Genomic DNA, 25889 nt, shown 5'->3' on the forward strand with positions numbered 1-25889 from the left:
GGAGTGTCGCGGTACCCCGTGCCGCAGTCGTTCCGTACGTTCGGGGCGGCTGGTGTCTGGTGATCCATTACTCGATGGCAACGTTGTCGTCATATGCCCGGCGCGTGTTGCCCCTCCCCAGTGAGACACCCGCGGACGAGGAGAGCCAGCTTGTCGCCCAGAGAACTCATCCACGCGTCGGCCGTCACCTCCTTTCAGCAGCAGCGGCTCTGGTTTCTGTCGCAGATGCCGGGGGCGAGTACGGCGTACAACGAGGCCATGGCGTTCGAGCTGCGCGGGCCGCTCGACCGTGAGGTGCTGGCGCGGGCGCTCGACGCGCTGGTGGCGCGGCATGAGGCGCTGCGGACCCGGCTGGTTTCCGAGGAGGGGGAGGTACGCCAGCTCATCGGGCCGGTGGACACCGGATTCGCCCTGGAGATTGATGATTTAAGCGGTCTGGTCGATGCCGAGGGCTGTGCTGAGGGCGATGCCGATGGCGGCGCCGAGGAGCGGGCCGGGGGCCGCACCGCGAGCCGCGTCGAGGACCGCGTCGCCGAGCTGCGGGTCGCCGAACTCACCACGCCCTTCGACCTCGCCAACGGGCCGCTCGGGCGGGGGCGGCTGATCGTACTGGGCAGCGATCACAACATCCTGCTGCTGACCATGCACCACAGCGTCTACGACGGCCAGTCCATGGATGTGATGCTGCGCGAACTCAGCGCGCTCTACACCGCGTTGGCCCAGGGCAGCACCGGCGATCCGCTGCCGCCGCTGCCCCTCCAGTACGCCGAGTACGCCGCCGAGCAGCGGCGTTGGGCGGCCGGGGACGTGCCCGGCGCGCAGGCGGCTTACTGGAAGGAGCAGTTGGCCGACGCCCCCTCGTTGCTGGAACTGCCGACCGACCGGCCCCGGCCGCCCGAGCAGGACCACCGCGGGGGCCGGGTGAGTTTCTCGCTGGACGAGGAGCTGACCGCGCGGCTCGCGAGTGTGGCGCGGCGGCAGGGCGGGACGCTGTTCGTGGCGGTCCTGGCCGGGTGGGCGGTCGTGCTGTCGCGGCTGACCGGTCGTACGGACATCGTTGTCGGCACCCCCGCGGCCAACCGCCGCCGCCCGGAGGTCCGCAAGCTCATCGGCTTCTTCGTCAACTCCCTTGCGCTGCGGGTCGATCTGTCCGGTTCACCGACGTCGGCCGCGCTGCTGAAGCAGGTGCGCGGGGTGGTACGAGGGGCGCTCGACCACCAGGACCTGCCGTTCGAGCGGGTCGTGGAACTGGTCAACCCGCCGCGCAGCGCCGCGCACACCCCCGTCTTCCAGACCATGTGCGCCTGGGTTCCGGACAGGAAGGGCCTGCTGGATCTTCCGGGCATCGACGCGGGGCCGCTCGCCATCCCGCACGCGGCGGCGAAGTTCGATCTGGCACTGTCGCTGAGCGAGACCGACGGGCGGATCGAGGGCCAACTCGACTACGCGACCGCGCTGTTCGACCACGAAACGGCCGAGCGGTACGCGGGGTATCTGGGCCAGGTGCTGGCCGGGATGGCGCAGGATCCGGACCGGCCGGTCGACGATCTCGACCTGATGGACGCGGACGAGCGCCGACGGCTGCTGACGGACTGGAACGGCCTGGCCGAGCCCGGGTCGCCGCCGGCACAGTCGCCGCTGCCGCTGCCGTCTCAGTCGCTGTCGCTGGCACAGTCACAGTCGCCATCGCCGGAAAGCGCAGCGCCCCGCCCACAGCCCCCAAGCCCCGGCCTCGTCGAACGGTTCAAGGAGCAGGTGCGCATACGCCCCTCCGCCCCCGCCCTCGTCGCCGGCGAGGAGCAGCTCGACTACGCCACCCTCGACCGGCGCGCCAACCGCCTGGCCCACGCCCTCATCGCCCGTGGAGTCCGCCCCGATCAGGTCGTCGGGCTGCACACCGGGCGGTCGCCCGAACTGGTCGTCGGCATCCTGGGGATCCTGAAGGCAGGCGCCGCCTATCTGCCGCTCGACCCCGGGCAGCCCGCAGAGCGGCTGGCGGTCATCGTCGAGGACTCGGCTCCGGCCCTGGTCCTCACCGACGCCACCCCGGACGCCTCACCGGACTCCTCACCGGAGGACGCGCCCGAAGGCCGGCACGCACTCACCGCCGTGGAAGACGAGGGCCAGTCCGACCACTCCCCCGCCGTCCCCGTCCCGCCCTCCCGCCTCGCCTACGTCATTCACACCTCCGGATCCACCGGCCGCCCCAAAGGCGTCGCCGTGACCCACGCGAGCGTCCTCAACCTCTTCGACTCCTGGCGCGCGCTGATGGGCGACGAGCCCGGCGAGGCGCATTCCGCCTGGTCCAGCATCGGTTTCGACGCGTCCGTGCACGAGATCCTCATGCCGCTCACCACCGGCGGCACCCTCCATCTCGTCCCCGAAGAGCTGCGCGGCGACCCCGAGGCGCTGATGGGCTGGCTGCGCGAGCGCCGTGTCGTCCAGGCCTTCCTGCCCCCCTCGTACATCAAGTGGATCGACGAAGCGCCGGAGGAGCGGCTGCGCGGTCTGGCCCTGCGCCAGGTGCTGACCGGGGTGGAGAGCCTGCCCGAGACGGCGCTGTACCGGATGTGCCGGGCGCTGCCCGGTCTGCGGATCCGGTACGGGTACGGGCCCACCGAGGCCACCCTCTACAGCACCGCGTACACCGCTCCACAGCCCCTGGACCGCCCCTGCCCGATCGGCCGGCCGCTGGACGGGACCCGGCTCTATCTGCTGGACGAGCGGCTGCGGCCGGTACCGGCCGGAGTGACGGGCGAGGTCTTTCTGGGCGGCGCGAGCCTGGCCAGGGGGTATCTGCACCGGCCGGATCTGACAGCCGAGCGGTTCGTCGCCAATCCCTTTGTGCCGGGCGAGCGGATGTACCGTACGGGCGACCTCGCGCGCAGACTGCCCGACGGCAACGCCGAGTACGCGGGCCGGAGCGACGACCAGGTCAAGCTCCGGGGCTTCCGTATCGAGCCGGGCGAGATCGAGGCGGCGCTGCTCGCGCTGCCCGGGGTCCGCGAGGCCGCGGTGCTGGCCGACCACGACCCGGCCGGTCAGCCGCGCCTGGTGGCGGGAATCGGCCACGGTGACGCCGAACCGCGCGGGCCGCACGCATGGCGTGCCGCGCTGGCCGAGCGCCTGCCAGACTACATGATCCCTGCCGCCTTCGTCGAGCTGCCCTCCCTGCCCCTCACGCACAGCGGCAAACTCGACCGGGCGGCCCTGCTGCGGCGCATCGGGGCCGACGGCCAGGGACAGGTCAACCAGGCCAGTCCCCGCGACCATATCGAGCTAACGCTGTATCAGATATGGCGGGACATTCTGCTGCACCCCGACATAGGTATAGGGGACAGCTTCTTCGACCTCGGCGGCACTTCCCTGTCGGCGATCAAGATGGCCCATGCCGTACGCGAGAGCCTGGGCGTGCCGCTCCCCGTACGCGACATCCTGCTGCATCCGACCATCGAGTCCCTCGGCGGACTCCTCAGGCACGGCGCTCCGGACCGCCCGGGGAACGGCCTCATCGAGTTCCGCGCGGGCGAGGACCAGGGCCGGGGCCAGAGCCGGGACCAAGGCCGGGACCAGGGCCGGGACCAGGGCCGGGACCAGGGCCGGGACCAGGGCCGGGACCAGGGCCGGGTGGTGTGCGTCCATCCGGCCGGGGGCACCGCCTTCTGCTATCTGTCACTGGCCAAGGCGCTGCCCGAGTCCATCGGTCTGTACGGGATCCAGTCCCCAGGACTGAACCCGGGCGAGGCGTTCCTGCGCTCCGTCGAGGCCATGGCGGAGGCCTATCTGCGGCTGGTCGAACCGCTGCCCGCCGGACCGCTGGTCCTCACCGGCCTCTCGTACGGCGGTCTCGTCGCCCATGAGATGGGGCGGCGGCTGGCGCTGAGCGGCAGGAACGATGTGAGCGTGGTCCTGCTCGACACGCAGGCCAGCGACGATCCCGCAGACCGCGCGGCGGTCGCGCCGGTGGACATGGCGGAGTTCCGCGACAAGCTCGTGAGGTTCAACGGCATGTATCCCGGGATCGACGACGCGCAGATCGAGCGCTACTTCCGCGTCTACAACCACAACCGGATGACCGCCCGCGACCATCTGCCACTGCCCTCACCGGCCCGGCTGGTGCTGGTCCAGGCCGTGGAGGGCGCCGATGACACGCCTTTCCACCGCGCGGTACGGGAGTTCTGGCAGCGGCGGGCCGAGGGGGGCTGGCAGGTGGAGCCGGTGGACTGCGACCACTGGGAGCTGCTGGAGAGCGGCGAGGTGGTGCGTGTGGCGGCGGTGATCGAGAAGGAGCTGCGGCGGCTGGGGGCGGGGCCCCGGGCAGAGGCCGGGGCTGGGGCTGGGGCCTCTCCGATCGCGATCGATGAACGGGCCGCAGCCGGTGAGCGGTCGGCCGTACGGTTCGAGGGGCGGCAGGCGTGATGGATCGGGCTTCCGCAGTTCCGGACCGGGCCGTTCCCCGGAGCCTCGCCGGGTCGGTCCTCGCACAGGCGCGCCGTACGCCGTCGGCCACCGCGGTCGTGGACGGTGGCCGGCGGATCGACTACGCCGAACTCGACCGGCGCAGCGCGGCCGTCGCCCGTGCGCTGCGGAGCGAGGGGGTACAGCCCGGACAGGCGGTCGCGGTGTGCCTGCCGCGTTCGTGGTCCCTGGTGTGCGTGATGCTCGGCATCCTGCGGGCGGGGGCGACGGTCGTGCCTCTCGACGCGCAGAGCCCGCCCGCCCGGCAGCGCCACATCCTGGAGGATTCGGCGAGCGTGGCGCTCGTACATGCGCGTGGGCACGGATACGGAAACGGGAACGGGAACGGCCAAGACGAGCAACCGCCCGGCGGACTCGCACCGGCCGTGGTGTCACTGGCGGCGGACACGCTGCTGGGGGCGGGTGCGGAGGGCCAGGACGTACCGTACGAGACGCCGGGGCCCGAGCCGTACGACGAGCAGCCCCACCCGGGCTTTCCGGAAGCCGACGGGCCCGGGTCGGCCTGTTCGTTCCTCTTCTACACGTCCGGAACCACCGGCCGCCCCAAGGGCGTTGAGGTCCGGGACGCCGGCATTCTGCGGCTCGCGCGGCCCGGTTACACGCAGTCCGGCCACACCCAGCCCGATCACGCACAGCCCGGTCACGCACAGCCCGGCCGCACAGCACCGGCCGACGGCTCCCGTTACGCCTGCCTCGCCAACCCCGCCTTCGACGCCCTCAGCTTCGAAGTCTGGGTGCCCCTGCTGACCGGCGGCTGCTGTGTGATCCTCGGCGACACCGAGGTCCAGACCCCGCGGCTGCTCCCGGCGGCCCTGGAGCGCGAGCGCGTCGACACCCTCTTCGTGACCACGGCCCTCTTCAACGCGGTGGTCGACGAGGTGCCCGACTGCTTCGCCACCGTCGACCGGGTCCTGATCGGCGGTGAGCAGCTCAACGCGGGGCTGATCCGCCGCTGGTACCGCGACAACCCCACCAGCACCACCCGCCTCCACAATGTCTACGGCCCCACCGAGTCGACCACCTTCGCCCTCTGCCACCCCATTCCGCGCGGCTTCGACGCGGATGTCGTACCGATCGGCGCACCCCTGCCCGGCACCGAGGCGCTGCTCGTCGCCGACGGCACGCGCGTGGCCGGGCCCGGCGAGATCGCCGAACTGCACCTCGCCGGGGAGGGGCTGGCCGCGGGCTACCGCGATCTGCCCGAGGAGACGGAGCGCCGCTTCGTCCGGCTGCCGTGGTACGAGGGCGGCGACCGCGTCTGGTACCGGACGGGCGATCTGGTGCGCCGCGACGACGCCGGGCTCATCACATACGTCGGACGCGCCGACCGGCAGGTCAAGGTACGCGGCTTCCGGATCGAGCCGGGCGAGATCGAGCGGCACATCCTGTCCCACCCGGCGGTGCGGCAGGCATACGTCTGCACCCGCCGCGACACCGCCGGGGCGAACGAGCTGCTGGCGTATCTCGTTCCGCGCGGCGATCTGCCGTTCGACGACTTCGACGGCCATCTGACGGCCGGACTGCCGGTCTACATGCGGCCCCACCGGATGTATCTGGTCGACGCGCTGCCCCTGAACGCCAACGGCAAGGTCGACCAGGACGCGCTTCTGAGGAGCGGGGCCGAGCCATGGCGCCGACTCGCCACCCGCTCCAGCGACGGCAAAGGCAAAGGCGGCAGCGAAGGCGACGCGGGCGGCGACGGCGAACCGGTCTCCGCCTGGCAGCGGGAGGTCCTCGATCTGGCCGCGGGCGTTCTCGGCGTACCGGATCTGCGTCCGGACGACCGCTGGATCCCGCAGGGCGGCGACTCGCTCAAGGCGCTGCGGCTGCGCCACGAGGTGAGCCGCCGCTGGGACCGCGACCTGCCGCAGGCGCTCGTCCTGCGCGCCGACTTCGCCGCCCTGGCCGCCGCGATCGCCGAGGGGCGGCAGGGGCCGAGGGAGTCCGGGTATCCGTCCGCGCCGGCGCCGTCCGGGGCCCGGTCCGCGCCCGCCACCTCCGAGCAGCAGCGGTTGTGGCTGCTCCAGCAGCGGGACCCGGGCTCGCGCGCGTACAACGTGCCGCTCGCCTTCCGGCTCCGTGGCGCCCTCGACATCGCGGCGCTGCGTGAGGCGCTCCGGCGCCTGGTGGCGCGCCATCCCGCGCTGCGGACGTCGTTCCGGACGACGCCGGAGGGGCTGCGCCAGAAGGTGGGCGAACCGTACGACCCGTGGGTCTCGGCGCCGGATCCCCGGGACGCGACGCCGGACGCGGGCGGCTCGGACGGCTCCGCCGGGCGCTTCCTCTTCGACGCGCCTTTCGACCTGGCCGAACCGCGGATGCTGCAAGCCTCCTGGCTGCCCGCTCCGGAAGGCGACGGCGGAACACTCCTGCTGCATCTGCACCACATCGCCGTCGACGGCTGGTCGCTGACCGTCCTGTTCCGGGACCTCTCGGCGTACTACCGAGCCGCGCTGTACGGCGAGGAGTCCGGCCCGCCCGAGGACGCCGGCGCCGTCCCCACCCCCTGGACTTCGCCGACTGGCAGGCGGGCTGGCTCGCCCGTACCCCCTACCTCGACCAGCGCACCGCCCTCAAGGAGCACTACGCGGGCCGCCCGGCCGTATCGCCGCCCCTGCTTCCCGTACGGCCCGTCCGCCCGCCGGACCGTGCCGCCGGACGGCTCCTCCGTACCTCCCTCGGCCAGCACCACCGCACCGCGCTCGACCGGCTCGGCGCCGAACTGGGCCTCACCCGGTTCCAGCTCCTGCTCAGCGTGTTCGCGTGGAGTCTGTACGGGGTGACCGGCGACGCCCGGCCGCTGATCGCCACTCCGGTGGCCAACCGGCCGCTGCGCGCATTCGAGTCGTCCGTCGGCATGTTCGCCAACACCGCGCTGGTGCCGCTGGAACTGGGCCCGGCGGAGGATCTCAGGGCCCAGCTCGCCCGGCAGGGCGCCGAGGCTCGGGCGGTCCTGGACCGGCAGGACGTGGTCCTCGCCGATGTCCTGGCCGACCATCGTTTCCGTACGGACGGGCCCCCTTTCGATTTCCTCTTCGTGCTGGAGAACACCGAGTTCGGCGCGCTGGCGCTGCCGGGCTGCGAGATCCGTCCCGAGTGGCCGGAACCCGCCGAGGCCAAGTGCCCGCTGACCCTGTCGGTGGTCGAGCACGAGTCCGGCTTCGACTGCCTGTGGGAGTACGCCGACGATCACTTCGGCCGTGCCGAGGCCGAGGCGGCGGCCCTGCTCTTCCGGCAGGGCGTCGAGCGGCTGGCGGAGGGGCGTCCGGCCACGCTCACCGAGCTGATCGCCCCGTACCGGCGCGGTCTGGCCGATCCGGGGCGCGGCCCCTCCGTAGCGCTCCCGTTCACGACCGTGGCCGAGGGGTTCGCGCGGCAGGTCCGCAGGACCCCGGACGCGCCGGCGGTGACGGCGGAGGGGCGGACCCTGAGTTACGCCGAACTCGACGCCCGGGCCGAGGCGTTGGCGGCGGTCCTGCGGGCCCGTCATCCGGTGCCGCTGGACGACGGTTCCCCGGCGCGGGTCGCGCTGCACCTTCCGCCGTCACCGGAACACGTGGTGGCGCTGCTGGCCCTGGCCCGGCTGAACCTCACCGCCGTACCGCTCGATCCCGCGTACCCGCCGGCTCTGCTGCGGCGGATCCTGGATCAGGCACGGCCGCTGTGTGTCCTCGTACCGCCGGGCGGGGAGGACGTACTCGACGTTCCTCATGACGATCTGCCGCGGTACCCGGTGGCGCTGGCGGCGCTGGCGCGGTCCGTGCCCGTCGAGTCTTCCGTACCCGTCGTGCCCTCTGTGCCCGGTGCGCCGTCCACGCCCGGTGCGGTCCATGGGAGCGCGGCGTTTCATGAGGGCCGACGGCCGCTGTACACCCTGTTCACCTCGGGGTCGACCGGTACGCCCAAGGGCGTCGACGTACCCGACCGCACCCTGTGCAATCTGCTGGAGTGGCAGTCGGGGGCGGGCGGACTGGCGGGGCCCGCGGTGACGCAGCAGTTCTCGATGCTGTCCTTCGACGTCTCCTTCCAGGAGATCTTCACGACCTTGTGCGGGGGCGGGCAGCTCCATCTGGTGCGGCCGGGCTGGCGGCACGATGTCCCGGCGCTGCTGGAACAGCTCGAAACCGCGGGTGTCGAGCGTCTCTTCATGCCCTTCGTGGCGCTTCAACTCCTGGCCGAGCACGGTGTCCGGCTGGGGCGCCATCCCTCCCGGCTGCGCGAGGTGATCACTGCGGGCGAGCAGCTCGTATGCACCGATGCCGTCCGGCGTTGGTTCGCGGGGATGCCGGGGGCGCGGCTGTTCAACCACTACGGTCCGACCGAGACGCATGTGGTCAGCGGGCTGTGCCTGGAGGGCGACCCGGCGCGGTGGCCCGCCCGTCCGGCGATCGGCCGGCCGGTGGGCGGGGCGTGGCTGCGGGTGGTCGACGAGGCGGGCGAGGCGGTGCCACCGGGGCGTACGGGGCAATTGCTGATCGGCGGGACGATGGTCGCGCCGTGCTATCTCGGCGACGAGGAGCTGAACCGTACGAGGTTCGTGGAGCTGCCGGGGACGGGGTCGGCGGGGGAGGCGGCAGCGGCGGGGTCGGCGGCGGCCGGGCTGGGGCTGGCGGAGCCCGGGTTGGAGCAGGGGGCGGGGGCGGAGCCCGGGGCGGTGCGTTTTTACCGCAGTAGCGACCTCGCCCGCTTCGACCGGCACGGCCTGCTCCACTACATGGGCCGCGACGACGAGCAGATCAAGGTGAGCGGCCACCGGCTCGAACTGGGTCAGGTGGAGGCGGCCCTGCTGGAGCACCCCCGGATCGTCAATGCGGTGGTGACCAGGGACGGCGAGGACCTCGTGGCGTGCCTGGAGTGCCACGATCCTGGCCCGACGGCACAGGAGATGGCGGAGCATCTCGCCCCACTGTTGCCATCTTTTGTGCGGATACGCCGTTTCCGCCGTATACGGTCGCTTCCGCGCACTCCGAGCGGCAAGCTGGATCGCAGGGCGGTACTGACGGCGCCGGGCGAGGAGTTGGAGGCGTACGGGTCGGACGAGCCGGTGCTGTCGGCGGGGGAAGCGCGGCTGGCCGGGCTGTTCGAGACGGTGACGGGCAAGCGGGTGGGGCCCGATCAGCGGTTCTTCGACGCGGGGGCGACAAGCCTGGACCTGATGCGTTTTCATCTGCGCTGTACGACTGAACTGGGGGTGGCCTTCACCGTCGCCGACCTGTTCGAGCATGTGACGGTAAGGGGGTTGGCACGGTTCCTGGAGGGGTCGGCTTCTTCGAATCCGGCTGCGGAATCGGATTTGGCTGCGGAATCGGTTTCGGTTCCGGAGCGGGAATCGGTTTCGGAGTCGGTTGTGGAACCGATACCGGGACCGGCTTCAGCTTCCGCTTCGGCCGGTGGTCCAGCGGGTTCGCCGGACGAACCGATCGCCGTCGTCGGGATGGCCGTACGACTGCCCGGTGCCCGGGACCTGGCCGCCTTCTGGGACCTCGTACGGACGGGCGGCAGCGGTATCGAACACTTCGAGGCCGCCGAGGGGCTCGTGGGCGCCCGCAGCCAGATGGACGGTCTGCTGTCCTTCGACCCCGGGCACTTCGGCATCAGCCCGCACGAGGCGCGGCTGATGGACCCGCAGCAGCGGCATCTGCTGATGAACTGCGTCGAGGCGCTGGCACATGCCGGTATCGCCACTCCTGACGGGGTCCGTGCCGTATCGGACGGGCGGCGGAGCGCCCCGGCCGAGCGGCGGCGCGGCGAGCGGGTCACGCGCGTCGGTCTGGTCGCGAGCTGCGGCGAGAACACGTACTACCGGGCCATGCTCCGCGAGGCCGACCCCGCCGGCCTGCCGGACGAATTCCAGCTCGCGCTCCACCACGACAAGGACTTCCTCGCCACCAAAGCCGCCTACCACCTCGGTCTGACAGGACCGGCGTTCACGGTGCAGGCGGCCTGCGCGAGTTCGCTGGTGGCCGTGCATGTGGCGGCCGGTCTGCTGCGGCAGGGCGACGCCGACGTGATGCTGGCCGGCGGCGTGCTTGTCGACACAGGGCTGAGCGAGGGCTACCACTACCGCCCGCAGCACATCTTCTCCCCGGACGGACACTGCCGCCCGTTCAGCGACGACGCCGGGGGCACGATCGGGGCGAGCGGGGTGGGCGTAGTGGTGCTGAAGCCGCTACGGCTGGCCGAACGCGACGGGGACACGGTGTACGCGGTCATCACCGGCTCCGCCCTCAACAACGACGGGGCCGACAAGCTCGGTTACAGCGCCCCCTCGCTGGCCGGCCAGCGCGAGGTGATCCGCTCCGCGCTGCGGCGCAGCGGCCGTACGGGTGCCGAGGTCGGGTACGTCGAAGCCCACGGCACCGCCACCCGCCTCGGCGACCCGGTAGAGTTCGCCGCCCTACGCCAGGCCTTCGGCACCACCGGCCCCGCCGCCCACTGCGCCCTGTCCTCGGTCAAGAGCCAACTGGGCCACCTGGGCGCGGCGGCGGGGGTCATCGGTCTGATACGAGCCACCCTCGCCCTCCACCACGCCGAGATCCCCCCGACTTTGGGCTTCCGGCGGCTGAATCCTCAGATCGGCGAGGACGCGACGCCGTTCTACATCCCGGAGCGTTCGCTGCCGTGGCCGGCGGACCGTGAACGGGTGGCGGCGGTAAGCAGCTTCGGAATCGGCGGCACGAACGCGCATGTGATCGTGGAGGCGGGAGGTGGGGGCGCGGGGGCGGCTCGGAGCGCGGGCTGTGGCGCCCGGGGCGCGAGCGCCGTCAACCGCTACGAGTCCGGGGCTCCGGGCACACGCGTAGGCACGGGCAGCCAGGGCAGCGCGGACAGGGCCGACAGCCGGGACAGTCGGGTCAGGACGGACAGCCGGGGAAGCCGGGGCAGTTATGAAGGCACCAGCAGCCACGAAGGCTTCGGCGATCCCGACGCCATCCCGTGCCTCGTACTCTCCAGCAGCAGCCCCACGGGGCTGCGCGCCGACGCCCAACGGATCGGCGACTATCTGGCCGCCCGGCCCGAGGCCTACGCGCAGGTGTTGCGGCATCTTCGGTCCGGCCGCCCCACTCATCGTTGGCGGGCCGCCGCAGAGTGCGCTGACGCCGGCGCCGCGGTGGACTGGCTGCGGACCGTTGCCGGGGGCGTCTCGACCGTACCGGACGGGCAGACGAAGCCGCCCGCGCCGGACGAACCCGGCCTCACCGCCGCAGACCGTACCGCCGGCGAACTCGCCGCGGCCTGGGCCTCCGGCCGTACGATCCACTGGCCCGCCGGTACCGCGCAGGCACCCTGGGACTTCCCGCCGCCCGCTTTCGAACTGACCGACTACGACTTCCCCCGTGCCACGCCGAACGCGGAGCCCGACGCGACGACACCGCAACGGCTGTCCGAGGACCAGTGGTTGCACCAGCCGCACTGGGTACGACTCCGCCGCGCGACCTCCCGTACCCCGGCCGGTACTCCGGCCCAGACCCCGGCCGGTACTCCGATCCGTACCCCGGCCGGTGCCTCCACTCGTACGACAGCCGGGGCAGCAACTGCCCGCACCCTGGTCGTGCTCACCGCCGTCCCATCCACCTCGGCGGCCTGGCAGCCCTTCGAGCGGACGCACACCCGAGTGATCCGCGTCAGCGCCGCCGACGGTTTCGCCCGGCTCGCGGACGACATCTACGAGGTGGACCCGGCCGACCCCGCCTCGCTCCGCCTCCTCCTCACCGCCCTGACCAGCACCGGCACCGGCATACCGCCGTCCGGCATCGACTGGCTGCACGCCCTTCCCTTGGCCATCGACGGCACAGGCGACGAGCACACACTCGCCCGCGCCCAGTGGGCCTGCCTCGACACCCCCGCCGCCCTGCTCCGGGCGATCGCGGAAACACCCGGGTTCCCGAAGCCCCGCCTGTGGTGGCTCTCGTACGGCGCACAGCCGGTCGACGGATTCGTACAGCGCCCCGAACTGGGCCTGCTGGCCGGCGTGGGCGAGGTGGCACGGCAGGAGACCGGCGCGGACAGCCACTGGCTGGACCTGCCGAACCCCGACCCGACACCCACCGACCCAACGGCCTCCAACACAACCGCTCCCGATACGACCGCTCCTGCTCCCGCCCCCTGGGTGCCCCTGCTCGCGGCACTCCTCGCAGAGGACGGCACCGCCCTCCCCCACCGACTCGCGCTGCGCCAGAACTACTGGTGGCACCAGACCGTCCAACCCGTAGCCGGCTTGGCGGTCAGCCCCGAAATCAGCCCAGTAGTCGGCTCCGTAGTCGGTCCCGTGTCCCAGCCGGAAGACCAGCCGGCCCAGCCGGCCGAGCCGGTCCGCACCACCCACCTCATCCTCGGCGGCACTGGTGGCATCGGCACCGCCATCGCGGCCCTTCTTCTCGAACAGACCGCTTCCGACGTCGTCCTGCTGGCGCGCCGACCGTACCTCCCGTCCCAACTGACCCAGTGGGCCGACCGCGTCACGCTGGTCGAAGCCGACCTGGCACAGGAGGGGCTCGACACGATCCTCGCCCGTGTCACCCCGTACCTCGGCCGGCTCGAAAGCGTCGTGCACGCGGCGGGTACGGCTGCGGGCAGCCTGATCCTGCGGCGCGAAGCCGACTCCATGCGGCAGGCGATGGCGGCCAAGGTACGCGGGGCCCTGCTCGTCGAGCGGCTGATCGTCGACCGCGATCCGGCGTACGCGGTGTACTGCTCGTCGATGTCCGTACTGTTCGGCGGCGTCGGGCAGTTCGACTACGCGGCCGCCGCCGGGCTCCTCGACGCCTTCGCGCGCCACCAGGCCGGCCCGGACGAGAGCACCGTCCGTATCGGCATCGACTGGGACGTCTGGCGGGAGGTCGGCATGGCGGGCAACACCCTGCGTACGGACGCCCGCCACCGGGCGCATCTCGCCACCGGGCTGAGTACGGAGGAGGGCCGACGCCTGTTCGCGCGAGCTCTGCGACTCCAGTTGCCGCAGCTCATGGTCTCGACGGTCTCCATGGACGAGGCGCGTGTCTTCTACGAGCCGCCGGCCACCGCGGCCACCGAGTCCGTGCATGAGACCAGAACCGTCTCGCCCGCCGAGCAGTTGGCCGACAGCCTGCGCCGACGTCTGGGCGTCGACGAACTCGACCCGTCGACTTCCCTGTACGACCTGGGCGCGGACTCGCTGACCCTGCTGGATCTGATCTCCGAGGTCAAACGGCTGTACGGGGTCGATCTGGAGCTGTTCGAACTCAGCCACCGGGTCAGCCTGAACGAGGTGCTGAGCAGGCTGGACCAGGAAACGGAGGTCGACTCCGGCGACGCCGACCCGGTGCCCCTGGACATCTGGCAAACCGGCACGGGACACGATCTCGTGTGCCTGGTCCACCCGGTCGGCGGTGACATCCAGGCGTACCGGGCGCTGGTCTCGGCGCTCGACCCCGGCCCGACCGTCTGTCTGATCGCCGACCCGGCGCTACGGCACACCGACTCCGCCCGCGTCGGCTCCGGCCCGGCTCACCTTGACTCCGGCCCCGGCCTCCCGGCTCCCGGCGACACCGCGCCCGACGACACCACGCTCGACGACACGGAGCCAAGCAACACGAAGCCGGGCGACACGGATCGTCCGGCCTGGACACTCACCGAACGCGCCCGCCGCTACCACGCCGCCCTCCAAGCCCGCTTCCCGCACGGGACATGGCGCTGGCGGCTCGCGGGCTGGTCCTTCGGCGCGTGGGTCGCGCAGGCGATGGCGGCCGAGGCGGAAGCCGCCGGGCGGCCGGCGGACGCGCTGTATCTGCTCGACCCGCCACCCCCCGACGCGGGACCGCGGCTCGGTGGCTACGACGAGGGTCAACTCCAGGAGGTGTTCGCACGCGAGCTGAACCAGAACGCCTCCGGCGACCCGCTGGGCGAGGGCCCGCAGGCGTACGCCAAGCGCCTCGCGCAGTGCTGCCGGACCAATCTGACCAGTATGCGCGACCACCGGCCGCCCCGGCTGACCCGTACCCCCAGCACCCTGTGGCTCGCGGCCCGTTCCGTATCCGGCCTGCCGGCCCCCGAACCGCCGGAAGCCCAGCTCGGAGCATGGCGTACCCGTCTGCCAGAACCCGCGGAGGGGCATGTCGTGGACACCACGCACTACGGCCTGGTGCAACCGCCGTACGTGAAGGACGTGGCCGACGCCATCAACGCGGCAACGTCCCGGCAGTCCCCCGCCGCCGACTGACCCATCGCCGACCGACCCGCCACGACCACCACCATCACCGCCACCACCACTGCCACGCACGGAACGTCCGCCCCAGCACCACCCCGTAGGCCCCGGCACCGCCCCGCACGCCCACGCCCCGTCCGCCCACGCCTGGTACGCCCCGCCCATCCGAGAGGACATCTGGACACCATGGAACAGTTCGCTTTGGACGCCATCGAACGCGTCACCACGAGGCCGCCGGAGGTCTACGACAGCATCGTGGTCGAGCCGCTGACCCCGCTGCTCGGCGCGGAGGTGTTCGACCTGGACCTGTCGAAGGAACTGACCCCGGCCGAGACGGACGACGTACGGCGCGCGTTTCTGACCCACCACGTGCTGGTGTTCCGCGACCAGGACCTGAGCGACGAGGACCACAAGCGCTTCGCCGGCCTCTTCGGCGAACTGCACCCCGTGACCCCGCCCCCGCCGGACTCCGACCCGTACATCCTGGAAGTCAGCGCGAACAAGAACTCGCGGGTCGTGGCCGGCAACGGCTGGCACGCCGACGGCACCGCCGACGCCCTGCCGTCCCTGGGCTCCATGCTCTACGTCACCCGCACCCCCGAGATCGGCAGCGGCGGCGACACCCTGTTCGCCAATATGCACCTGGCGTACGAAATGCTCTCCCCGCCCATGAGGACCTTCCTGGACGGCCTCACCGCCATCCACGACGGCCTCCTGGCCTGGCGCGGCCACACCCCGCCGCCCGGGCTGGTCATCCCGAAGACGGAACACCCGGTGGTGGTCCGCCACCCCGACACCGGCCGCCAACTCCTGTACGTCAACGGCGCCTACACCTCGCACATCCCCCAGCTCTCCCGCGGCGAGAGCGAGGCGATCCTCAAAACCCTGTACGACTACATCGCCACAACCCCCCTCCTCCACTGCCGCGTCCGCTGGACCCCCAACACCCTGGTCCTCTGGGACAACCGCTGCGTCCAGCACCACGCGACATGGGACTACTACCCCCACACCCGCTACGCCCGCCGAGTAGCCATCAACTCCCCCACACCCCCCTCCGCCACCACCCCGCCCCACACCCTTTGATCCCGCCAACCCTTCGATCCGGCAATGCCGGCCCGGACGTGGGCGCGGACAGCGGGAGGGCCCGGACATGTCCTGTCCGGGCCCTCCTGTGCCTATCCGTAGGTTACTTGAGGTACACCAGGCCGTCCGTGGTGATGGCCGGGCGGCCGGTGGTGCCGACCACGACGATCTTGACGGTGTGTTTGGCGCTGGTGGACCAGGTTTTGGTCCAGATCGCGTCGCGGTACTTGGTGGTGGAGGACTTCAGGTCGACCGTCGCGGCCTTGACCCCGTCCACGTACACGTACGCCTGGCCGGACGTGGTGGCGCGGGAGACGACCCAGGCCGCGGACTTCCCGGTGAAGGTCCAGGTCAGGCTCGCGTTCTTGGTCGAGCTGGAGTAGGACTTGCCGCCGAGGTAGCTGGTGGAGGACTTCGTCGTCCACGTGCCGCTCCGGACCGCCGACGTCTCCTGGAGGATGACCGGCGTCGCGGACACGGACGCGGTGGCCGAGTTCCCGGCCTGGTCGTACGCCGTCATGCTCCAGGCGGTCGCCGCGCCCGACTTGGCGGTGTGCGCGGCGCTGTAGGTGGTCGGGCCGTACGTCCTGGCCACCGGCGCGGTCAGCCGTACCTCCTTCAGCGCGGCGGTGTCCGTCGCCTTCCAGCTCAGTGTGACGGGTACCGCGGCGGTGTTGACCGTCCCGGCCTTCAGGGCAAGAGCCGGCTTCGTGCTGAAGGTGGGGGCGGTCGTCTCCGCCACGACGGTCGCTGTCGCCGTGGTGCTGGTCCTGCCCGACTGGTGGACCGCCCGTACGGCGACCTTGTGGCTCCCAATGGCGAGGTTCGCCTTGGCGGAGGTGGCGCTGCCCGCGGCGGTGGCGGCGACCTTGCCGTCCACGAGGAGCTCGTACTGCTTGACCAGGGCGGCGGGCGTCGTGGCCGACCAGTTCACGGTGATCGCGGACTTCGTGTAGTGGGTCGTCCCGGAGACCCCCGCGCCGGTCACGGACTTCAGTGTCAGCCCCGCGACGGGTCCGCCGGCCCAGGAGCGGATCGTGGCGAGCTGGTTGTAGAAGGCGTCGCCGGGGCACTGCGTGTTGTAGCCGTCCCGGTGCCCGTGGATCGTGGGGAAGGAGAGCTGGGCGCCCTTGGCCCAGGTCTTGCCCGTGTAACTGCGGCCGCTGTCACCGGCCGTGAGGGTGGTGGTGCCGGTGGGGTCGACCCCGTACTGTCCGAGCTTCCACGCGGCGACGCGCGCCACCGAGACCATCGCGGCCTGGGACGGAGCGGTGTCGGTGTACGTGCCGAGGACGGATATGCCGGTTGTCTCGGTGTTGAAGCCGTAGGCGTGCGCGCCGAGTACGGGGCGGTCGACTCCGCCCTTGCGGCCCTCGTAGACCGTGCCGCACTTGTCGACGAGGAAGTTGTAGCCGACGTCCTTCCAGCCCAGTTGCTGGACGTGATACGCGTAGATACCACGCACAACGGCGGGGGCCTGTTCACAGGTGTACGTGTTCGACTCGGCGGTGTGGTGCACGACGACGGCCTTGATCCTGCCGTCGGGCAGATAACCGGGCTCCTCGGGGCTGATCGACTCGTCCGCTCCCCAGCCCGCGCGGGAGACGATCGGCGGCTTCGGCGCGGTCGAGGGCGGCGCGGGCGGAGTCGTCACGGTCGCCGTGGGACTGACCGGCGGCGAGACCGAGGGCGACGGGGTACCGCTGCCCGTCGGAGACGCGGACGGCGACTCGACGGCCGGCGGAGGCTGCGTCGTCGGTGACTCGCTCATCGTCTCCTCCGGGGACGACGTTGGTGACGCGGGGTCACTTGGCTCGGCCACTGTGCCGGTGGGCGCGGGCGGATCGCTCTCCTCGACGGAGAACGCGGCGGGCTCCATACCGGTGACCTTGCCGGTTCCGGGATCGACCATGTCCAGGCGCAGACCGGCCGGCAGTGCCGTGGAAGTCCCCTTGCCGGAACTCACCCGCACCTCAACCGCGTCGGACGGGCCGACCCAGGCCGGCTCCGTACCGCCGCGTGCGGCTCCCGATTCCCCCTGACCGCTGTCGCCGTCGAGCCGGAGCCACGGCGACCACTGCCCTGAGCCACTGGCGCGGGTACGGGCCTCGACGGTCCCCGCGATATGCGCACCGGGATCGGTCCAGGTCACGCCGAGCATGCTGAACTGACCGGTGTCCCGCCGTACGAGCGACGCACTGCGCCCGCCGTCCTCCGATGTCAGCTCGGCGGTCTCCGCCTTCACTTTCACCGGGGCGGGCTTGCCGCCGGCCACCGCGGGGCCCTCATCACTGCCGGTCACCCCTTGCAGGACGAACACCCCGGCCAGACCCGCCACGGCTGTAGCCGCGGTCACCCATATCCGACGCCGCGTCACGCAGCCCCACCCCATTGTCAGTTACTCGCCGAAAGAAACAGCAGATGGCGGCCTGAGAAGGAAACGTGGTCAGTGCCTCACATCCCCATGACCACCCCGCCGGGAACGCGCACTGCCAACATCCGGCCCCACCACGCGGACCGGCCTCAAGCCGACTTGATTCAACAAAAGCCAGGTAATCACACAGGTCTACCCGACGACTGTGATTGATGTCACGCAGCGTTACGTGGAGTAATGCCCGGACTGCACCCTGTGCGGAATGCGGCCCTCGACGCCCGAGGATTGGTTCGGCGTCGCGGGCAATCCAGCCTCGTGCGCCATTCACTGGGCCATCCCGCCTCGCGGGCCGTCCGACTGGGACGACCGCATATTGGATTGCGGCCCGTCGGTCCGGCCGGATAGGAAACCTGCATGCTAAGAGGCGGCAAGGTCGGGCTCAGGGCCCGGCACGAGGACGACGTCCCGGTCCTGCGGGCCGAGCTCTACGACGACGTGGTCAACTCCTCACGGTCCGAAAGCAAGCCGTGGCGGCCGATCACGCCCGGCTCGAAGGACCCGCGGCTCGTGGTGGACGACAACGAGGAGAGGCGCGTCCCGTTCTCCGTGGTGGAACTGGCGGGCGGCACGCTGGTCGGCGCCGCGGCGCTGTGGGGCATCGACACCCACAACAGGTCCGCGCACATCGGGCTGGGGCTGTTCCCGTCCTGCCGAGGCAAGGGGTACGGCACCGACGTGGTCGCGACGCTGTGCCACTACGGCTTCGTCGTACGCAGCCTGCACCGGCTACAGATCGAAACGCTCGCGGACAACACCGCAATGCTCCGCTCCGCCGAGCGCAACGGCTTCATCCGCGAGGGCGCGCTGCGCTCCTCGGCGTGGGTGATGGGCGAGTTCCTGGACGAAGTGCTGCTCGGGCTCCTCGTCCAGGACTGGAAGCCGAACTCGAAGGCGTAGGAGAAAGGCCGGGGCCGGGGAGCGGTGAACGCGCGATGAAGAATGTCAGGCCGAATTCCTGGTCGGCTCGTGCGGAGCCGGTCACCTGCCTATCGTGCGAGCGGTGACACATCCCCGGGGCATCACCGCCCTCCTGTTCTGCCTTCTGGCAGCCTTGACCGCCGTCGCGTGCGACGTCACGCCGCCGCCCGACGACGACACCGTCGTGGCTCCGGCCCCGCGCTCCAGCGCGCCGCCGCACACCGCGGTCACCCCGTCGGCGGCCCCGGTCACCCGGTCGGCGGTTCCCACACGGACGGCCCGGCGGAGCGCTACGCCCGCCCCGAGCGCGTCCCCGACGCGATCCACCGTGTCCCCGTCCCCTGCCGTCGTCTCCGGGGGACAAATGGAGAACGGCTGCGCCGCCCGCGATCTGGTACTCACTTCCGACAAGCCGAGGAAGGCAGTCCTGGGCAACCCGGGGGACGTGGCCATGGACGTGCGGCTGCGCAATCGCTCCGGCATCAGGTGTGTGCTCGACGGGTGGCCGGGGGTCGTCTTCATCGGCGGGGAAGAGATCCCCATAACATGCATGCCGAGCTATCCGGGTCCGCAGTGCCTCGGCCGCATCGACACGACGACCCGGCGGCCCCTGTCGGTCACGCGCTACGGTCCGGGGCGCCCCACGGCTGTCCGGCTCGCTCCCGGGCAGAGCACTCCGTTCAGCATCGTCTGGAAGTCGGCCACGGCCACGGTCTGCAACGGCGCCGACTTCTACTACCCGCCGTACGCTGCGGACATCTGGGTGCCCGACGACTCCACGCCCCTGGTCCTGACCTGGCCGCGCATCTCGCCCTGCCACGGAAAGATCGGAATCACCCCGTTCGGGGTCACCGGCTGACACCCCTTGCCCCCGCCATCGCCGGCATCGGACCGTACCGGCCACCGTGCCGACAACAGGTCCGCGGCCCGCGTCGGCACGCGCTCAGCCTCGTCTCCTCCGCCGAGCCGTGCGAGACCGGTGGCGCTTCGAGGTGGATCACCGTCATGTGACGCTCGATTACGACATCCCCGCGCGCCTAGCGTCTTCTCACGTCAGGGTCTCGACGACAGGGGATTCCATGGTGTGGCGCGGGTCTCGTCCCGGGGCGGTGCGGCCGATGGTCGGCCGCTTCGCCGAACGCGAGGCGATCGAACAACTGATCGACGCGGCTCGGGAGGGACTCAGCGGTGTCCTGGTGCTCGTGGGCGAAGCCGGGATCGGCAAGACGCGGCTGCTGGAACACGCGGCGGCCCAAGCCGCCGGTGTCGGGCTGACGCGGCTGGTCGGCGTCGAGGCCGAGCAGCTTCTGGGCTACGGCGCGCTGCACCGGCTCCTGCGGCCGCACCTCAACCGCATCGACCGGCTTCCCGCCGTACAGCAGGACGCGCTGAACGCCGCCCTCGGCCTGGCCGACATCTCGCACTCGGACCGGTACCTCGTGGGTCTGGCGACCTTGGCGCTGCTGTCCTCCGCCGCGTCGGAGCTGCCGATGCTGTGCCTGATCGACGACGTCCACTGGCTCGACCGGGAGTCGGCCGAGACGCTGGCCTTTGTCGCCCGGCGGCTCCACGCCGACTCGCTGGGCTTGATCTTCGCGGCCAGGAACGACCTCGCCGACCACAGACTGTTCGACGCCATGCCTTCCCTGCATGTCGGCGGGCTGCCCGCCGCCGACGCCCGGGAGCTGTTGTCCCTCGCCGTCGACGGGCATCTGGACACGGCGGTCGCGGACTCCATCGTGACCGGCACCGGCGGCAATCCGCTGGCGCTCATCGAGCTGGCGTCGCGTCTCGGTGCCGAGCAGTTGGCCGGGGTCGCGCCGATGCCCGAGCCGCTGCCGGTGAGCAGGCTTCTGGAGGAGCACTTCCGGCAGTCGGTGGCCGCGCTGCCGTCGGACACCCGGATGCTGCTCCTGCTCATGGCCGCGGCGCCGACCGACGACATGGCGGTGGTCTGGCACGCGGCGGGCGTGCTGGGCCTGCCGGCCAGGTCCGCGGTCGCGGCGGTCGAGGCCGGGATCCTGGACCATGGCGCCGGCCTCGGGTTCCGGCATCCGCTCATCCGGTCCTCCGTCTACGCGGCGGCTTCCGGGGACGACCGGCGGCGGATCCATGCCGCCCTTGAGGCGGCCAGCGATCCGGCCCGTGTTCCCGACCGGCGGGCCTGGCACCGTGCCCAGGCGACCATCGGCCCCGACGACGCGGCGGCCGCGGACCTGGACGCCGCTTCGGACTGGGCCCGGGCCAGGGGCGGCTACTCCGCCCAGGCGTTGTTCCTGTCCAAGGCCGCGGAGCTCACCGTCGAGCCGGCCCAACGCGCCGAGCGCTATCTCGCCGCGGCCCAGGCCCATCTGACCTCCGGCGACCGCGCCGCGGTGCACCCCCTGCTCGACCTCGCCGTACCGGCCCTGCAACACCCCTCCGCCCGCGCCCGGGCGCTCCGGATCCGGGCCACGGCAGAGCTGTTCGACACCGGCAACAACCGCGTCCCCGCCATGATGCTCGACGCCGTGGCCGAACTCGCCGACGCGGATCCCCGTATGACCTGGGAACTGCTCTACGAGGCCATGCACGCCGCCGTCATCGCCCGCGACCCCATGCACCGCACGACCCTGGCGGACGTGGCCAAGGCCGCGATCGCCGCCCCGCACCGCCCGGACGCCCCGGCCTGGAGCCCCGACGAGCTGATCAAAGGCCTGGCTCTCCGTACGGTCTACGGCTACGAGAGCAGCGTGGCGACGATCCAGGAGGCCCTGGCGAAACTGCGCGCCTCGGCCGAACTGCACGACGTGGCGAGCCCGTTCAGCATCATCGTGAGCCTCGCGGCGGACGACGTGTGGGACATCGAGGCATCCGTCGAGATCGTCGGCCGGCTCGCGGCCGAGGACCGCGGCCAGGGAGCGCTGTACGGGCTCAGCCTGTCCTTGTCGGTCCTGGCGTACACCGAGATCCGCAACGGGCGGCTGACCGCGGCGGACGCGCTCTTCGCCGAGTCCGACGACTACGCCACCGCCATCGGACTGACCACGCAAGGAGATCTCAACAGGGCCCTGCTGTACGCGTGGATGGGCAGGGAGAGCGATGTGCGCGCCGTCGTGGCGATGATGGATGCCGTCGCCACGACATACGGACTGGGCATGATGCGCCACCTGGCGCTGCACGCGCTCTGCGTTCTCGACCTGGGCATGGGGCGCTACGACGAGGCGCTGCGCCACGCGCTGCCCGTGTACGAGGAGGACGTGCCGTCGCAGGGCAACCTCGTACTGCCGCTTCTCGTGGAAGCCGCCGTCCGCGCAGGCGACCGGCACACGGCGGACCTCGCGCTGAAGCGGCTCGAAGACCGCGCACGGCGTGCCGGAACGCCGTGGGCGCTGGGGCTCCTGGCCCGGTGCCGGGCCCTGACGGACGAGACCGCCGACGCCGAGATCCGGTACCGGGAGTCGATCGACCTTCTGGCGACTGTCCCCGTCGCCGCGGAACACGCACGGTCACGCCTGTTGTTCGGCGAGTGGCTCCGCCGGCGCAAGCGCCGGTCCGAGGCCAGGGTCCATCTGCGGGCCGCGTACGAGTCCTTCGACGCGTGGGGTGCGTCACTGTTCGCCGAACGAGCCCGGATCGAGCTGCTCGCGACAGGGGAGACAGCGCGCAGACGCGTCCCGGAAACCAGATTCGATCTGACGCCCCAGGAACGGCAGGTGGCCCTGCTGGCCGCTTCGGGACTGACCAACGCCGAGATCGCCTCGCGGCTGTTCATCACGACCTCGACGGTCGAGTTCCATCTGAACAAGGTGTTCCGCAAACTCGGGCTCACCTCGCGGAGACAGATCGCCGCCGCACTCGACCGGCCGGGATTGGATGACGGTCCCCCAACGTCGGACTAGGTCCTGTCCGCCGGGCTGGACCTGGTTCTGACCAGCGTGTCCGAGCAGTTTTGCCCAGCTCATGGTGGACAGCGGGCACTGCCGATCGCACGATCGTTCTGTGTGCACGACCAACGGCCGGCGTCTCGTCGGGCGCGACGACCAGCTTCGATCCCTGTTCGGACACCTGGACGAGATCGATTCCAGGGGGCGCGCGATCGGGCTCTTCGGAGAACCCGGGGTCGGCAAGAGTGCCTTGCTGGCAGAGGTCGTGGAGCACGCGCGGTCCGCCGGATTCACCGTGCTCACCGCGCGGGGCAATCAGTCCGAGTCGCGCCTCCCGTTCGCCGGACTCCATCAGCTACTGCGGCCCCTGCTGCCCCGCGTCGACCGGCTTCCGGCCGTGCAGCGCGACGCCCTCCTCGCCTGCTTCGCGATGAGCGATGCGACCGAGGTGCAGCCGTTCTTCACATCCCTGGCCGTTCTGGAACTGCTCGTCGACTCGGCGGAACACCTGCCGGTCCTCGTGTGTCTCGACGACCTCCACTGGATGGACCAGCCGTCGATCGACGTGCTGGCCTTCGTCAGCCGTCGCATCGCCAGTGAGCGGGTGATCGTACTGTGCACATCGCGGCCCGAGTCGCTGCCGTTCGCCGACGCCCACACGATCGAGTGGGTGGAGCTGGAAGGCATCGACGAGGCCGCGTCGGCCGCGTTGCTGGACGCGCGGGCGCCTCGGCTCGTCCCGACCGTGCGCGATCGCGTACTGCGGGAGGCCCGCGGCAATCCGCTCGCCCTGATCGAGTTCGCCAGCGCGCTGGAGTCGGGTCGGTACACATGGACCGAGTTCGACCAGGACCTGCCCATGACCACCCGCCTGGAACGTACGTTCGCACGGCATGCCGAGCACCTCGCCCCGGCCGTGCGCGCGGTTCTGACCATTGCCGCGGTCGACGACGGCGACGACCTCGACGACGTCCTCGCGGCCGCGGGGATCCTGTTCGGTTCGCCGGTCGACCTCGTCATGGCGCAGCCCGCCTTCGAGCAGGGGCTCCTGACCGTGCTCGGCGAGCGGTACCGGATCGCCCACCCGCTGGTCGGTTCGGCCCTCCGGCAGGGCATGCCGCCGGCCACCCGCCTGCGGGCGCACGCGGCGCTCGCGCGTGTCCTGGCCGATCAACCGGACCGCGCGACATGGCACCGGGCCTCCTCGGTGTCGGGCCGCGACGAACACATCGCGGCCGAGCTGGAACGGGCGGCCGAGAACGCCCAGCGCCGCGGCGCGGTCGCCTCGGCCGCCGCGTGGCTCGAGCGGGCGGCCGCGCTGAGTCCGGACCCTCGGTCACAGGCCGCCCGTCTGCTCAGCGCCGCTGAACTCGGTTATCAGCTCGGCCGGTTCCGCCAGGTCGAGCAGATCAAGGCGCAGGTCACGGGGATGACGCTCCGGCACCGGGACCAGTCGAGGCTGGCCGCGCTCGAAGGCGTCTTCCACGACGGCTCCACGGGTGAGCCCGCGGAAGTACGCCACCTGGTCGGCCTGGCGCGGCACGCCATCGGCGCACAGGACGTCGACCTCGCCATGCAGTTGCTGGTCGGCGCGGCCCGGAGGGTGTGGTGGCGCGATCCCGGTCCGACGGTGCGGCACGAGATCGTCCGGGCGGCGCAGCAGGTGAGCCTGCCGGCCGACGACCCCGGGCTGCTGGCCATCTACGCCCTCTCCCAGTCCGACGAGCAGAGGCCGGTGGTCGTCGAACAGCTCGCGCGGTGGCCGGCCGACGCCGGCGGACGACCGGATCTGGCCGGCCTGCTGGGCATCGCCGCGTTCTGCACCGGCGATTTCCGCCATGCCGTCGCCTTCCTGTCCACACCCGTCCAGGAGCTTCGCGCCCAGGGCCGCATGAGCCTGCTTGCCGAGGCGCTGGCGATACGGGCCTGGGCCGAGGTCTACCTGGGGGTCTTTGACGCGGCCCGCTCGGCCGACGAGGCCATGCGGCTCGCGGACGAGACGGGTCAGTCGCTGTGGGCCGCCACCGCACGTATCGCCGTGGCGCTGATCGACGCGGTCCGCGGAGACCGGGACACCCGCCACGGTCTGCTGTCGGAGGCCGAGCACGCCGCGCTGCGGACCCCGAATGCCGCGTCGTCGCTTCTGGCCGGCGTGCAACTGACCCGTGGCATGTCCGAGTTGGGTGCGAACCGGCACGAGCAGGCGTACGGCGAGCTTCGCCGGGTGTTCGCGCCCGCCGACCCCGCGTTCCAGCGGACGCAGCAGGTGTGGACACTCAGCTACCTGGCCGACGCCGCCGTCCGCGCCAATCACCGGGCCGAGGCGAGATCCGTGCTGGCCTCCATCGAACAGATCGCGGGGACGTGCCCTCCCACGGGCGCGGCCATCGCGCTGGAGTACGCAAGAGCGGTGCTGGCCGACCGCGCCTCGGCCGAGCCGCTCTTCCGGGCGGCCATGGCCGGCGCGGCTCGCGAGCTGCCCTGGCACCGGGCCCGTGTCGAGCTGGCTTACGGCTCGTGGCTGCGGCGGCAACGACGCGTCGTCGAGTCCCGTGAACCGCTGCGGGCGGCGAGGACCGCGTTCGACGCCGTAGGTGCTCGCACCTGGGCGCGGCGGGCCGACCAGGAGCTCCGTGCGACGGGCGAACGCGGATGGCAGCCGACGTCGAGCCCGCGCGAACTGCTTTCGCCGCAGGAGACGCAGATCGCCGAGCTGGCCGCGCAGGGGCTGTCCAACCGCGAGATAGGACAGCGGCTGTTCCTGTCGCACCGTACGGTCAGCTCGCATCTGTACCGGATGTTCCCGAAGCTCGGAATCGCCTCCCGCAATCAGCTCGCCGCCGCGCTGGCCGACCACGGCGATCAGTCCTCGCCGCGGCCGCCTTCGGCCGGTTGACCTCCTTCGGTCGGCTGAACGGCTGACGCC

The 25889-nt window shown here is 71.6% G+C and carries 7 protein-coding genes and 2 pseudogenes; 8 read left to right on the forward strand and 1 reads right to left on the reverse strand.

The window, feature by feature from the left end:
* Positions 1 to 150 precede the first annotated feature (150 nt).
* From KQY30_RS15205 to KQY30_RS15225, 4 genes and pseudogenes are all read left to right on the forward strand, one after another.
* Complete coding sequence (locus KQY30_RS15205; RefSeq protein WP_302185317.1) at positions 151 to 4419, forward strand: amino acid adenylation domain-containing protein; 4269 nt, start codon at positions 151 to 153, stop codon at positions 4417 to 4419.
* Positions 4419 to 13930: pseudogene (locus tag KQY30_RS36425) on the forward strand (amino acid adenylation domain-containing protein); the annotation flags it as partial. The gene KQY30_RS15205 and the pseudogene KQY30_RS36425, both read left to right, overlap by 1 nt.
* Before the next feature lie 150 nt (positions 13931 to 14080).
* Positions 14081 to 14677 (forward strand): annotated as a pseudogene (locus KQY30_RS37430) (thioesterase domain-containing protein); the annotation flags it as partial.
* 171 nt (positions 14678 to 14848) lie between these two features.
* Entirely contained in the window at positions 14849 to 15745 is an 897-nt protein-coding gene (locus tag KQY30_RS15225; RefSeq protein WP_217307279.1) for a TauD/TfdA family dioxygenase, read from the forward strand.
* A gap of 103 nt (positions 15746 to 15848) precedes the next feature.
* On the opposite strand, the gene KQY30_RS15230 is transcribed toward KQY30_RS15225, so the two are convergent.
* On the reverse strand, positions 15849 to 18137 hold the full coding sequence (locus KQY30_RS15230; protein ID WP_217307280.1) for an N-acetylmuramoyl-L-alanine amidase: 2289 nt from the start codon (positions 18135 to 18137) through the stop codon (positions 15849 to 15851).
* Positions 18138 to 18533: 396 nt separating this feature from the next.
* Here KQY30_RS15230 and KQY30_RS15235 point away from each other — a divergent pair, with 396 nt between their 5' ends.
* From KQY30_RS15235 to KQY30_RS15250, 4 genes are all read left to right on the forward strand, one after another.
* The gene (locus KQY30_RS15235; RefSeq protein ID WP_217307281.1) at positions 18534 to 19076 is read left to right on the forward strand and encodes a GNAT family N-acetyltransferase; all 543 of its coding nucleotides are present in this window, start codon (positions 18534 to 18536) and stop codon (positions 19074 to 19076) included.
* Between the two features lie 103 nt (positions 19077 to 19179).
* Positions 19180 to 19956, forward strand: coding sequence for a DUF4232 domain-containing protein (locus KQY30_RS15240; protein ID WP_217307282.1), 777 nt, complete (start codon positions 19180 to 19182; stop codon positions 19954 to 19956).
* Positions 19957 to 20215: 259 nt separating this feature from the next.
* Entirely contained in the window at positions 20216 to 22978 is a 2763-nt protein-coding gene (locus tag KQY30_RS15245) for a helix-turn-helix transcriptional regulator (RefSeq protein ID WP_217307283.1), read from the forward strand.
* Between the two features lie 100 nt (positions 22979 to 23078).
* Complete coding sequence (locus KQY30_RS15250) at positions 23079 to 25859, forward strand: AAA family ATPase (protein ID WP_217307284.1); 2781 nt, start codon at positions 23079 to 23081, stop codon at positions 25857 to 25859.
* Positions 25860 to 25889 lie beyond the last annotated feature (30 nt).

The organism is Streptomyces sp. GMY02 (assembly GCF_019056675.1).
Classification (GTDB): Bacteria; Actinomycetota; Actinomycetes; order Streptomycetales; family Streptomycetaceae; genus Streptomyces; species Streptomyces odonnellii.

Excerpts from the sequence above, each read along its gene's own strand:
- KQY30_RS15225 (WP_217307279.1), top strand. The coding sequence starts at position 14,849 with ATGGAACAGTTCGCTTTGGACGCCATCGAACGCGTCACCACGAGGCCG.
- KQY30_RS15230 (WP_217307280.1), bottom strand. The coding sequence starts at position 18,137 with ATGGGGTGGGGCTGCGTGACGCGGCGTCGGATATGGGTGACCGCGGCT.
- KQY30_RS15235 (WP_217307281.1), top strand. The coding sequence starts at position 18,534 with ATGCTAAGAGGCGGCAAGGTCGGGCTCAGGGCCCGGCACGAGGACGAC.
- KQY30_RS15245 (WP_217307283.1), top strand. The coding sequence starts at position 20,216 with ATGGTCGGCCGCTTCGCCGAACGCGAGGCGATCGAACAACTGATCGAC.